The sequence below is a fragment of the Bifidobacterium callitrichidarum genome, assembly GCF_003129905.1.
Lineage (GTDB): Bacteria > Actinomycetota > Actinomycetes > Actinomycetales > Bifidobacteriaceae > Bifidobacterium > Bifidobacterium callitrichidarum.
The window spans coordinates 37,513-50,720 of the sequence record NZ_QFFM01000010.1 but is presented as its reverse complement, the minus strand read 5'-3'; the positions used below and the strand labels follow the sequence as shown (position 1 = coordinate 50,720).

Sequence of the window (13,208 nt, the reverse complement as noted above, 5' to 3'; positions counted from 1 at the left end):
TTAAATCAAGATTGACATGGCTCTTATTCTTGGCTCCCCTTGTCAGGGGAGCTGTCGGCGAAGCCGACTGAGGGGTAGTCAGACATAATACATGTCAATCTTGGTGTAACAGAGCCAAGCGAATTGCAGAGATTGCGGGACAATACAGCCAACGGCCAGCCGGCAGTCAGACGGGTAGTGTTGAATACCCACTGTGAGAAAACTGATCGCGCAGCTTATGAAGTTCGGCATCGTGGGCGTCATCGCCTTCATCATCGACTGGGGCATCCTGAACCTCCTGGTCGGTGTGTTCCACATGCACAATGTGATTGCCGCCACCATCTCCTTCATCATCTCGCTCATCTTCAACTACCTGGCGAGCATGAAGTTCGTGTTCAAGCACCGTTCCGACATGGCCCGCTGGATGGAGATCCTGATTTTCGTGGTGGGCGCCGTGATCGGCCTGTTCATGAACGACGCCATCATCTGGATCTCCACGTACGGCATGAACCGCGACGCCTTCGTCTCGCAGCACGCGGAATACCTGCTGCGTACGAACATCGGCAAGCTGATCGCCACCGCCGTGGTGATGGTCTGGAACTTCCTCATCCGCAAGTGGCTGCTGGACGATACGCACACCAACGCCATGAACCGTCTGCGTTCCGCGGAGAACAAGCTCACGGCCGAGGAGCTTGAAGCCAAGTGGGAGAACAGCTTCTCCCACAAGCTCGGCGTCTGGTCCCTGGAGCACACGCCCAAGGGCTGGCCGAAGTAGTAGCCTTCACTGCTCGCGCCTGCCGCCCAATACATACGTAAAAGCCCGGTCTTCAACGGCCGGGCTTTTGTCGTAATAGCAAGAGTTCTTGGCTCCCCTTGTCAGGACATTGCCGTGAAGCAAACGGCAGAGCCGTTTGTAGGCAATGTGCGAGGCGACAGCCGAGTCAGTAGGATGCGAACGGAGTTCGTCATTAATTGCAGGACGAGCTGTCGAACGAAGTGAGACTGAGGGGAGTGCCGTGACGATAGCCCTTGCGGAGACTCCCCTCAGTCAGCTTCGCTGACAGCTCCCCTCAGAGAGGGGAGCCTTCGCCGCTACGCGGCTCACTTCGCCTATGGGAAGTCCACTGGACTCCCCATTTAACGGCTCGGCTCTCAGAGAGGGAATCCAGACTACCTCACACGGTGACTTCGGTGAGTGTCGGCTGCTCGGTGGAGCCCTTGATCTGCTTGAAGCCCACCAGCGCGATCACCAGCGAGGCGATGGCCAGCGTGGTCACCACCATGAAGCCGCCGTGCGAACCCATGCGGTCGATGAACTGGCCGGCGATCGCGGAACCGGCGGACGAACCGATGGAGTTCATCGCGCCCATCCACGCCATGCCCTCGGTCAGGCGGGACGGCGGCACCAGATGCAGCATGAGCTGGTTGCCGTTGATCCACGTCGGCGCCTGGCACACGCCGATCACCAGATAGATGATCATGATGACCCACAGGTGCTTGGCGAACATGAACGTGCCGATGCCGATATTCACCACCGCCAGGCAGAAGTAGAAGCGCTTCCACAGCGGGATGGCCCAGTTCTTGGCGCCGTACACCAGCGCGCCCATGAGCGAGCTGATGGAGAAGCAGGCGAACACGAAGCCCGTGTACTGCTTCATGTTCGATTCGGTGGCGAACGCGATGATCGAGATGCCGGCGGCCGACTGGAATGCGCCCAGACCGAACCAGGTGACGCACACCGCGATCAGGCCCGGCCCCCAGATGGACGCCTTCTTGCCGCTGCGCGCCTCAGCCACGGCGGCTTCGATGGCGGCCTGGATCTTCGTCTCGTCCGTGACGCCCTCGCGCTCCATGCGGTGACGGGCCTCCTCGGCCGCGGTCTCCTCCTTCAACGCCTCTGCCTTGGCGGCCTCGCGCTCGCGGTACTCCTTGCGCGTGATGCCCTCCGCGCGCGCCAGCGCGGTCTGCGACGGCGGCTCGGTGGTCAGCTCAGTGAGGAACATGAGCGCGCCGATCACCACGCACACGCCGGTGAACGAGAATGCCAGCAGGCCGGAGATCACGGCCAGCGTGGAGGCCAGTGGGTTGCCGATCACCCACATGCACTCGTCGAGCACGCCGCACAGCGAAAGCGCGCGGTTGGTCTTCTCGCGGTCGCCCTTCAGAATCTTGGTCCAGCGGGCGCGGCTCATGGCGCCCCACGGCGGAATCGCGGCCAGGAACGGGGTCAGGCAGTACAGCACCCACTCCGGCGCGCGGTTGGTGATGGACGTGACCAGCGCGATTGCGGCCACGATCCATACGAGAATCGTCGGAATCGAGACCTGACGCTGGCCGAACTTGTCCGTGAGCTTGCCTAGCAGCGGCGTGGCCACGGCCAGCGCGATCGCCTGGATGGCCGTCAGCATGCCGGCCAGCGAGTAATTGCCGTAGTAATGCTGCACGGAGATGGTGATGGTCATGCCCACCATCGGGAACGGCATGCACGCGATCACCGAACCGATGGAGTAGCGTGCGGTGTGCGGGATACGCAGCAGCTCGGCGTACCCGCCAAAAACCTTATGTCCGACTTCCTTGATGGCGGCCGTGACGGTGTTCATGTTGGACATAACAGCACTACGCTCCTTTCCGCTCCCGATTGGATGTCCCTCGCGATCCGTGGCGTTGGATGGCGAAGCCCTCATCGAATGATGTGTCTGTCCATGGTCGCGCAAAGTTTGCGTGGCGTTCGGGAATCCGACAAGACCGCCGCCCCCGACTTCGCATATTTGCGTCACGGCTACTCTATGCGGTGGGCTCGATTGACACGCGGTAGTTAGCGGATTCGATGACGCCGTTTTCCGTCCACCACTCCCTGGCCCGGCTGGTCGCGTATAGTGGCCGTAGCCGTTCCGTTCGCAAGCAATTCGCAAGCAAGGAGAGCCAACGATGACCGCCACCACCATCCACTTCGTCCGTCATGGCAAGGTCTATAACCCCGACCACCTGCTCTACGAGCGCCTGCCTGATTTCCACCTGTCCGACCTGGGCCGCCGCATGGCGCAGGCCACGGCCGCCTACCTGGCCAGCAACCCGCAGACCAACACCATCGCCGCCGTGTACTCCTCGCCGCTGGACCGCACGCGCGAGACCGCCGGAGCGATCCTCGACGCGCTGAACGGGGTACGTGAGACCCGCGGCGAGGCTCCGCTTACGCTCACCACCGACGAGCGCGTCATCGAGGCCGGCAACGAGTTCCGCGGCAAGCGCATCGGCCATGGCGAGGGTGCACTGTGGAAGAACGGCAACTGGAAGCTCGTGACCAACCTGTACAAGCCGAGCTGGGGCGAGTCGTACCAGCACATCGCCCAGCGCATGGACGCCTTCGCGCGCGAGAAGGTGGCCCAGCACCCCGGCCAGCAGATCGTGGTGGTCAGCCACGAGTCGCCCATCTTCAGCTACCGTCACTATCTGGAGACCGGCCATCCGGAGCATTGGATGTTCCTGCGCCACACCGCGCTCGCCTCCGTCACGTCCGTGACGTACGACAACGAGACCGGCCGTGTGATGTCCATCACGTATGTGGACCCCGCGGCGGACGTGAAGTAACCAGAATCGTTGCAATTCCGCCATTTTCATCGGCTCTCCTCTCTGAGGGGAGCTGTCGTCGCAGACGACTGAGGGGAGTCCGTGCGGGTTGGGCCGGGGTGTGCCGCACTACAATCGACTGATGAATATGACCGGCCCGCTGAGGGGCGAGGGGCCTGACGCAAAGGAGCATGCAATGACCGTTGAACTGAATCGTGAGGCAATCGCGCGTGTGGCCGCGCTGCCCGCCGTGCGCGAGGCCGCCGAGTCCGGCGCGCGTCTGGTCGCGCTGTGGCCGCTTACCAAGGCCATGCGGATGGACAACGACGCGAAGTACGCGGAGAACCTGCAGGTGCGCGTCACCCGTGCGTTCGCGCGCATCATCACCGGCGAGGACGTCACGGTTCCCGACGCCGAGTTCGTCTACGAGGGCGCCGACTCGATTCCCGGCCGCCCGCAGTCGGTCGTCGACGTGCTGCTCGCCGCCAACGACGCCTACGATACGATGGCAGGGTTCTCCGAGTCCGGCGACGCCTCGCTCGTGGACGAGGCGGCCGAATCGTTGGGCGTCGCCTGGCCCGACGACGTGTCCGTCGCCGTGCATGAGGCGCTGGAGTCCGTCGAGGCCGCCGTCGACGCCGGCATGTTCGACACGGGCGTTTACACGGTTCCGGGCGCCGCGGACGGTGACGGCGATGCGGCTGGTTCGGCCGGTGCCGGTGATGCTGATACGGCCGGTGAGGCCGTGGATCCGTCCGATGACGAGTTCGTCCCCTCGCCGGCGCTGACGGACGCGATGGCCCACCGTTTCGCCGCGGCGCTCGCCGTCTGCGACGTGCTGGTCGGAGCGACGGCGGATAGTGTCGTTTCGACCGGCGACGCCCTGGCTTCCGATGCCGCGGCGCGCGCGGTGCTGCCGGTCCTGCTGGCGGTCAACGAGCTGCGCGAGCAGATCGCTGTGCCGCGCATCTGCCTGACCGACGACCAGATTCGCGGATTGCTCGACGTGCGCGCGAAGGCCGCCGATCCGGCCGGCGCATCCGAAGGCGTGACTCTCGACGCCGTCGCCGACTATATCGCCCCGCTCGCGGCGGCCGAATGGGCCAAGCACCGCGAGGATGTGCTCTGGGATCCCGCCGAGGCCAAGAAGAAGGCCAAGGAAGAGGACGAGAAGCGCAACAAGGAGGCCCTCGCCGCCAAGTTCGCCCACGTCAAGAACGACAACAAGGAAACCGTCGAGTTGTAGCTGAACGGTGGCGGTAAGCGATACCTTTCGTCGCGCGTTCTGCTTTTGAGTGTGCGACAAAGACAGTCCGGCAACGGTATGTACTCAATTTTGCGTAAGGCTGGTAACTTTGCTTTGCCAGTTTTGCGCAGATTGGTAAAGTAAAGTTACCAGTTCTGTTTTCTTGGGAGGGTGATCATGTCTAATCCAGTGATCGCGGAAAAGCTGGAAAGCTTCGATATCGCCGATTTCCAGCCAATCGTCGCACGAGATTTGGATCTGGGCGCACCGTTGACACCCAAGGCGGGCAATCTGGTCAAAGTCGTGACTGGCATGCGTCGAAGCGGCAAAAGTTATCGGTTGTTTCAGGAAATGGAATCGCTGCATCGTTTGGGTGTTCCATGGAATCGCATCTGCTACTTCAATTTCGAGGACGACCGGCTGGGAGTGATTACGCCGGCTACGGGTGACGAGGTATTGGAGGCGTTTTACACTGCTCATCCCGAAGCTCTTCGGGAAGGTGCGTACCTGTTCTTCGACGAGCTGCAGGAAATGCGCGATTGGGGCGCGTGGCTGCGCCGCATCGTGGATGGCACGAAGGCCACGATTTACGTCAGTGGGTCCTCGTCCAAGATGTTGTCGCGCGAGATCGCCACGGAATTCCGCGGTCGCGCACTGGATTTCGAGCTGTTGCCGTATTCGTTCCGTGAGTTCGTCCGGGCGCGCGGGATCGTTTCCGCTGAACGGTTGGATGACCGTGATGCCTCTACGGGAAACTATTCGTTCGAGGAACGTCTCGCTTTGCAGCGGGGCCTGAATGATTATCTGACGGTCGGCGGTTTCCCGGCGGTGCAGGATCTTCCCGTTCCACAGCGGATCGCCCTGTTGCAGTCGTATGTGCAGCGTGTGGTGCTGCGCGATGTGGTCGAACGTCATAACGTCTCACGTCCCCGGGTCGCATCCGCGCTGGCCCGGCGCGCCTTGGGCTCCAATGGCCGGCAATTGTCATTGCGCAAGGTGGAGAATGACCTGCGTTCTGTCGGGCTGCCGACCAGTCGTGAATTACTCGGGGATCTTATCGGTTATTTCGAGGACGCCTATCTGCTGTTCCGCGTACGGGAATTGTCCATGTCGCTCAGCGAGCGGAGCACCGCGGTGCCCAAGGTGTACGCCATTGATCCCGGTCTCGCCGCGGCCTCGTCCAGTGCGGTCATGCGTGATGATGGACAGCGTTTGGAGGAAGCGGTGTATCTGGAACTGCGCCGCCGCAACGTGGGGTTCCGGCGTGACGGCATCGCTTCATGCCATACGGGCGAGCATGCATACGAAATCGATTTCGTGGTAGGCGACGCTTTGGAAAGTGAGACGTATGAGCTCTACCAGGTCACGGCGAACATGAACGACGACGCGACGGTCAAGCGAGAGACGCGCGCGCTGTGGGAGATGATGGCGGAGCATGGCCTCAACGAGGGCGTCATTATTGTGGGCGAGGGCGCGGAACGTGACTATGAGCAGGACGGCTTGGTGATCAAACAGATTCCGGCTTGGAAGTGGTTTCTGCGCGAATGATCATCTGGTGCGCCGCTCCATGACGGCATGGTCTCCGGCCTTTCAGAGAGAAACCGATGCGGACACACCCGCCCCGCTGCGGCGAAATTCCAGGGGCGTGCATCCGAAGCGCTTCCTGAACGCGGCGCAGAAGGCGCTGGTGGAGTAGAAGCCGCATTCGGTGCAGATCTCTTTGAGGGTGGCCTCACCGGTGAGCAGCAGGTACTTCGCTGCGTGCATGCGCGCGTTGACGATGTACGTGTGCGGCGTATACCCGGTCACCTGCTTGAACACGCGGATGTAGTAGTACTCGCTCATCAGGGCCATGCCGGCGAGCTGCGAGACCGGCAACGGTTCGCTCAGATGCGTGGCGATGTACGAGAGCGTCTCCTCGATGGCGTGCTGGTTGTAAGGCGTGCCGGTCCGTTCGGCGGTGTCGTCGCCGGCGGTCAGACATTCGGTGAGCACCTCCGCTATGGCCAACGACATGCGCGCCTCGTTCACCTTGCGTTCCTCGGCGAAGGTGTCATAGATCATGCGGAACCGGCTGATGGCGTAGGTGGCGCGCTTCAGGGTGATGACGCTGCCGAGCTCGTCGTGAATGGTCTCGAAGTAGTCGTGCGCGAGCCGGCCGTCGAAATGCATCCACAGCAGGGTGCTATCCGTCTCGGCCTGCGCTTGGTAGACGTTCGGCGCATGACAGTCGAGCAGCACCAGGTCGCCGGTACTCGCCGTGGAGCGGCGGCCGTTGACGGTGAACGTGAACGTGCCGCTGTAGACGGCCATCAGGATGAAGCTGTCGAATGAGGCGCGATTGAGCCAATAGCCCTTGAGATAGCGGTACAGGCCGATGCGCGTGGGGTAGAGGAACATGCGCAGGGCGTTGCGGCTGGGCACGTACACGTAGTAATGCGAGACCGCCGTATCCACATGATGCTCGACCGGTGTCATGCCATTCCTTTCGTGTGCCTGCTTGGCTCCCCTCTCTGAGGGGAGCTGTCACGAAGTGACTGAGGGGAGTCAAGGACGCCCCTACTCACCATATCAAAAAATTGTCCTAACGATGATGGAAATTGTGCTGCATCAATCGTCATCAGGGACCTCGATAATCGCTGAAAACGCTGCTATTGCAAGGATTATTGGCCGCGGTTGGGGTGTTGCATCAGACATCGCCCGTGTTTCAATAACAAGTGAAAGGCATGCGCAAGGAATACCGCGGGCGAGGGAGTCGGCGGCATCCCACGCGAGTCACGAACAGACGAATGAACCAACCACACGAACCGCAACGCGCACACGAAAGAAGGAACCCATGGCAACCATCGACAGCGAACTCGCCGCCGTAGCGGACCTCTTCCAGCTGGAAGGCGAGGTCGAAAGCATCAAGCCGTACGGCGACGGCCACATCAACGTCACCTATCTGCTCACCACGGATCAGCGCCGCTACATCCTGCAGAAGATGAACACCAACGTCTTCCCGGACACCAAGAACCTCATGCGCAACGTAGAACTCGTCACTGACTTCCTGCGCGCCCGCGGCCAGGAGACGCTGGACATCATCCGCACCAAGGACGGCGGTACCTACGTGGAGCGCGAGTCCGGCGCGTGGCGGGTATACGCCTTCATCGAAAACACCACGTCCTACAGCCTCGTGCCGAACGCGGACGTGTTCCGTGAGTCCGGCCGTGCGTTCGGTGAATTCCAGCAGACGCTCGCTGAATTCGACGCCTCCCAGCTCACCGAGCCGATCGCTCACTTCCACGACACCCCGCACCGTTTCGCCGATTTCAAGGCCGCGCTCGCCGAGGACAAGCTGGGTCGCGCCGCCACCTGCCAGCCGGAAATCGACTTCTTCCTCAAGCACGAGAGCCAGTACTCCGTGGTGATGGACGGCCTCGCCGACGGCTCCATCCCGCTGCGCGTGACCCACAACGACACCAAGCTCAACAACATCCTCATGGACGCCGAGACCGGCAAGGCCCGCGCGATCATCGACCTCGACACCATCATGCCGGGCTCCATGCTCTTCGACTTCGGCGACTCCATCCGCTTCGGCGCCTCCACCGCGCTCGAGGACGAGCAGGACCTCGACAAAGTGCACTTCAGCACCGAGTACTTCCGCGCATACGCCGAAGGATTCATCGGCGCGGTGCGTGAGAGCGTCACCCCGCGCGAGGGCGAGCTGTTCGCCTTCGCCGGCAACCTGATGACCATGGAATGCGGCATGCGCTTCCTCGCCGACTACCTGGCCGGCGACACCTACTTCGCCACCAAGTACCCCGAGCACAACCTGGTGCGCGCCCGCACGCAGATCAAGCTGGTGCAGGAGATGGAGGCCAAGGCCGGCGAGATCCAGGCCATCGTGGCCGACGTGCTGGAAGGAAGCGCCCGCTGATGGCCGTGGAACACGAAGCCGGCGTGCAGACCGGTATCCCGGCCGATGCTCAGGCCGCGCTCGCCGGGGTGTACGCCTCCATCGACGCGCTGGTGGCCTACGCCGAGCGCAACCTTGACTTGGACGCCCGCGACGCCGACTGGACCCGCAACCGCATCTTCGAGTTGTTCGGTCTGGATTCGTACGGCGCATTAAATACCTCGGTCCTCTCTGACGGGACCTTGCCGTTGAGCAGAGAGTCCGGTGGACTCTCTGTAGGCAAGGTGCGAGACGCCAGTCGAGCCGATATGCCGGCCGAAGGCTCCGGAATTGCGGGTCAGGCTGGCGGCGAAGCTGACCGGGGAAGAGACGGTACTGCTTCCGACGCTCCCGCCGGCGGCTACGCCTACCCCAACACCCTCCTCGCCGACTTCCGCACCGCCGCGGTCGCGGCCGGACTGTTTGAGCCGGATGAAGGCCCGGTCTACGCGGACATCGTCATGGGCCTGCTTTCTGGCACGCCGTCCTCCATCGAAGACAGCTTCGAGGAGACGGAAGGCACCGACGGCGGCATGGAGGCCATGCACTGGTTCTACCGCTACTGCGTGGCCAACAACTATGTCAAGAAGGCCGTGCTCGACAAGAATCCTCGCTTCGACTCGCACGGACTGGTCATCACCATCAACATGGCCAAGCCCGAATTCAAGAACATGAAGAAGGCGGCGGCCGGCAATTCGGTGGCCGGCGGCTACCCGAAGTGCACCATCTGCCATGAGAACGAGGGCTTCGCGGGCCGCAACAAGCGCACGCTACGCACCATCCCGGTCACGCTTGGCGGTGAGGAATGGTTCTGGCAGTTCTCACCGTACGGCTACTTCCACCAGCACGGCATCTGCGTGAACCGCACGCACACGCCGATGCATGTGGACCGCGACACCTTCGGCCACCTGCTCGACTTCGTGGATCGCTTCCCCGGCTACTTCCTGGGCTGTAACGCCGCGTTGCCGCGCATCGGCGGCTCGGTGCTCGCCCACGACCACTATCAGGGCGGCGGCGAACTGCTGCCGATGCACAAGGCCGCGGCCTGGGCCACGTTCGCTGTGCCGGACTTCCCGGACACCGTGGTCGAGATCCTCGACTGGCCCGGCACCGCCGCGCGCGTGGTCTCCAAAAACCGCGATGCCATCGTGGAGGTCAGCGACAGGATCCGCCTCGCATGGCAGGGCTACGACGATGCGGCGGCGGATATCGCCAGCCATGACGTGGACGGCAACCGCCAGTCCGCAGTATCGCCGAGTGCCATCATCACCGACCGCGGCTACGAGATGAGCCTCATCTTCCGCAACAACGCCGTCAGTGAGCAGTACCCGGAAGGTATTTTCCACGCGCACCCCGAATTCTGGCCCATCAAGCAGGAGCCGATTGGTCTGATTGAGGCGCAGGGCCTGTTCATCCTGCCCGGACGACTGGTCGAACAGCTCGGCAAACTGGAGGACGCGCTCGCCGCCGGCGAGGGGCTGCCTGAGGATTGCGCCGACTTCCAGCTGCAGTGGTCCGAACTTGCCGCCGCGCTCGACGGCAACCGTAACCGTGATGCGATCCACGCGGCCGTGCAGGACGAGCTTGGCAGTGTGTGCGAACGCATCTTGGGCAACACCGCCGTCTTCAAGGACAAGCACACCACCGTGAGCTTCCTCGAAGCTCTCGGCTTCGTCCGACAGTAGTTGCCCTCTTTCTCGGCTCCCCTCTCTGAGGACATTGCCGTGAGGCAAACAGCAGAGCTGTTTGTAGGCAATGTGCGAGACGACAGTCGAGTCAACACGACGCGAACGGAGTTCGTCCCTCATTGCGGACGAGCGGGCGAAGCCGACTGAGGGGAGTGCTCGAGGAAGTTCCCGTCTCTGCACCATCACCATCGAAAAACGTACCGATTACCCATCGGAATCAAGAAAGGAATCCAATCATGGCTGAAGTGATTATCGTCAAGAACGAGGAGGAGGCCGGCGAGATCTACGGCCGTTGCGTCGCGGACCTCATCAAGGCCAAGCCGGACGCGGTGCTGGGTCTGGCCACCGGTTCCAGCCCGCTGGCCGCCTACCGCGCCCTCGCCAAGATCGTGCACGAGGAGCACATCGACGTCTCCAAGGTGCGTGGCTTCGCGCTGGACGAGTACTTGGGCCTGCCGCTGACCCACCCGGAGTCCTACCACTCCACCATCCACCGCACGGTTGTGGAGCCGCTCGGCCTCGACCCGGAGAAGGTCCATGTGCCCGGCGACGTGCTGAACGGTGCCCCGCTGGAGGACGGCGACAAGATCGCCGCCGCCGGCCCGGCCTACGACGCGGCGATCGAGGCCGCGGGCGGCATCGACGTGCAGATCCTCGGCATCGGCACCGACGGCCACATCGGCTTCAACGAGCCCGGCTCCTCCCTCGCGTCCGGCACGCGCGTGAAGACCCTGGCCGAGCAGACCCGCATCGACAACGCTCGCTTCTTCGACAACGACATCAACCAGGTGCCCACCCACTGCATCACGCAGGGCATCGGCACGGTGTTGAAGGCCCGTCACCTCGTGCTGCTCGCGTTCGGTGCAGGCAAGGCCGAGGCCATCGAGGAGACCGTCGAGGGCGGCGTGTCCGCGTTCTGCCCGGCCTCCGCGCTGCAGCTGCACCCGCACGCCACGATCATCATCGACGAGGAGGCCGCGAGCCGCCTGCGCCACAAGGACTACTACCGCTACGCCTTCGCCCACAAGCCGGCCTGGCAGGGCATCTGATCGGCGGATCGTAGTGTGACTGGTTGCCCCGGCGGCTTCGTTTCGTCATGAAACCGGCCGCCGGGGCAACCCCGATTCCGGGCCCTGTATGCGCTGCGACGCCGATTTGGCGGAATGGCGCGGTTTTGCGGGATATCGGTTGTTGCCCCCGCGTGCCGAATTGTGCTGAAAACCGGCCGGCGGGGCAAGATGTCTGCCCCGGAAGGCCGAATAACGGCGAATACCTCTTGCCGGGGCAGTGTTTTCCGCCCCGGCAAGGCCGATATGGGCGAATCGCGCGTGTAGGGGCAGGAATTATGGTGTATTGGGTAGAGCCAAGTGGTTTTCAGGCAAAGGAGCATCAGGAAACATGACGGACAGAAGTGAAATCGTCGCGCGCGTGACGGCAGTGCTGGAAGGCGAGGCCAAGCCGGTCGCGATTCGAGGGGCGCGCAAGGTGGACGCCCGCGGCGAGCAATCCGGCTACTGGGTGGTTTCGGACTCGCGTGGCGTGATCGTGGCCACGGGCTCCGCCGCCGCGGACGGCACCGGCGAGGAGACGTTCGAGCACGCCTGCCGCACGGTCGGCATCGACCCGGCCTCCCGCTCCGGCGAGGTGATCGACGCGGGCGGCCGTATCCTCACGCCCGGCTACGTGGACATCCACGCCCACGGCGCCTGGGAGAAGAGCTTCGACGACGGTCCCGACGGCATCGACGTGGCCCGCGCCGGCCACGCGGTGCACGGCACCACCCGCCAGGTGCTCTCGCTCATCACCAACCCGATGGACGTGATCTGCCGCAACATCCGCACCGTGCGCGAGAAGATGGCCACCCGCCCCGACATCCTTGGCTGCCATCTCGAAGGCCCGTTCCTCGCCCTGAAGCGCAAAGGTGCGCACGATCCGAACTGCCTCAAGGACCCGGTGCCCGAACTCGTGGACCGCATGCTCGACGCCTCGGGCGCCGACCCCGCCGTCGGCAAGATTGGCTGCATCCGCCAGATCACCATCGCCCCCGAACTGGAGCACGGCATCGGCGCCATCAAGCAGTTCGCTTCCGCCGGCGTGGTGCCTGCGGTCGGCCACTGCGACGCCGACTACGCCACCGCCCAGGCCGGCTTCGACGCGGGCGCCGGCATCATGACCCACATGTTCAACGCGATGAACGGCCTGCACCACCGCGAACCCGGCCCCATCCCGGCCGCCGTCGAGGACCCGCGCGTCACCATCGAGCTCATCAACGACGGCTTCCACGTCCAGAACCCGATGGTCAAGCTCGGCTTTGGACTGGCGCCCCACCGCATCGCGTTCGTCACCGACGCCATGGCCGCCACCGACTGCCCCGACGGCGCGTACAAGCTCGGCGAACTCGACGTGAACGTCATCGACGGCCACGCCCGACTCGTATCCAACGGCGCCATCGCCGGCTCCACGCTCACCCTGGAGGTCGCGGTCCAGCGCGCGGTCAACGAACTCGGCTTCAGCCCCGTCGCCGCAGTCGAGTCCGCCACCCTCACCCCGGCACGCGCCTTCGGATTCGACCGGGCCAACCCCGTCACCGGTACGCCGCTCGGCCTCATCGCCCCCGGATACGCCGCCGACCTCAACCTCCTCGACCCCGCCGACTGGGCCGCCCAACACGTGTGGTGCGCCGGCCGCCAGGTGAAGTAACGTATGCGTGCTCCAATAAACAAAATGGCTCTGTTAAACCAAGATTGACATGCCCCTTATTCTTGGCTCCCCTTGTCAGGGGAGCTGGCGG

General features: G+C 63.4%; 10 protein-coding genes. 8 read left to right on the top strand and 2 right to left on the bottom strand.

Going from position 1 to position 13,208, the window contains the following annotated elements; translation table 11 throughout:
- The first annotated feature begins 217 nt into the window (after positions 1 to 217).
- Complete coding sequence (locus tag DF196_RS05750; RefSeq protein WP_109056917.1) at positions 218 to 754, top strand: GtrA family protein; 537 nt, start codon at positions 218 to 220, stop codon at positions 752 to 754.
- Positions 755 to 1,154: 400 nt separating this feature from the next.
- Here the strand turns inward: DF196_RS05750 and DF196_RS05745 are convergent, their stop codons facing one another.
- Positions 1,155 to 2,588, bottom strand: a complete 1,434-nt coding sequence (locus DF196_RS05745; RefSeq protein WP_109056916.1) for an MFS transporter — start codon at positions 2,586 to 2,588, stop codon at positions 1,155 to 1,157.
- 319 nt (positions 2,589 to 2,907) lie between these two features.
- Between DF196_RS05745 and DF196_RS05740 the strand changes: the two genes are divergently transcribed.
- From DF196_RS05740 to DF196_RS05730, 3 genes are all read left to right on the top strand, one after another.
- Positions 2,908 to 3,567, top strand: coding sequence for a histidine phosphatase family protein (locus DF196_RS05740; RefSeq protein WP_109056915.1), 660 nt, complete (start codon positions 2,908 to 2,910; stop codon positions 3,565 to 3,567).
- 175 nt (positions 3,568 to 3,742) lie between these two features.
- The gene (locus DF196_RS05735) at positions 3,743 to 4,792 is read left to right on the top strand and encodes a hypothetical protein (RefSeq protein ID WP_109056914.1); all 1,050 of its coding nucleotides are present in this window, start codon (positions 3,743 to 3,745) and stop codon (positions 4,790 to 4,792) included.
- 177 nt (positions 4,793 to 4,969) lie between these two features.
- Positions 4,970 to 6,340 (top strand): ATP-binding protein, encoded by a 1,371-nt coding sequence (locus DF196_RS05730; RefSeq protein ID WP_109056913.1) that lies wholly within the window; start codon positions 4,970 to 4,972, stop codon positions 6,338 to 6,340.
- A 42-nt stretch (positions 6,341 to 6,382) separates the two neighbouring features.
- On the opposite strand, the gene DF196_RS05725 is transcribed toward DF196_RS05730, so the two are convergent.
- The gene (locus tag DF196_RS05725; protein WP_109056912.1) at positions 6,383 to 7,270 is read right to left on the bottom strand and encodes a helix-turn-helix domain-containing protein; all 888 of its coding nucleotides are present in this window, start codon (positions 7,268 to 7,270) and stop codon (positions 6,383 to 6,385) included.
- Positions 7,271 to 7,628: 358 nt separating this feature from the next.
- Here DF196_RS05725 and DF196_RS05720 point away from each other — a divergent pair, with 358 nt between their 5' ends.
- From DF196_RS05720 to nagA, 4 genes are all read left to right on the top strand, one after another.
- Positions 7,629 to 8,711: a phosphotransferase enzyme family protein gene (locus tag DF196_RS05720; protein ID WP_109056911.1), complete on the top strand. Its 1,083-nt coding sequence runs from the start codon at positions 7,629 to 7,631 to the stop codon at positions 8,709 to 8,711.
- Positions 8,711 to 10,414: a UDP-glucose--hexose-1-phosphate uridylyltransferase gene (locus DF196_RS05715; protein WP_241519611.1), complete on the top strand. Its 1,704-nt coding sequence runs from the start codon at positions 8,711 to 8,713 to the stop codon at positions 10,412 to 10,414. The genes DF196_RS05720 and DF196_RS05715 overlap by 1 nt, the downstream gene beginning before the upstream one ends.
- Positions 10,415 to 10,653: 239 nt before the next feature.
- The gene (gene nagB / locus DF196_RS05710) at positions 10,654 to 11,466 is read left to right on the top strand and encodes a glucosamine-6-phosphate deaminase (RefSeq protein ID WP_109056910.1); all 813 of its coding nucleotides are present in this window, start codon (positions 10,654 to 10,656) and stop codon (positions 11,464 to 11,466) included.
- Between the two features lie 349 nt (positions 11,467 to 11,815).
- The gene (gene nagA, locus DF196_RS05705) at positions 11,816 to 13,117 is read left to right on the top strand and encodes an N-acetylglucosamine-6-phosphate deacetylase (RefSeq protein ID WP_109056909.1); all 1,302 of its coding nucleotides are present in this window, start codon (positions 11,816 to 11,818) and stop codon (positions 13,115 to 13,117) included.
- Positions 13,118 to 13,208: the final 91 nt, after the last annotated feature.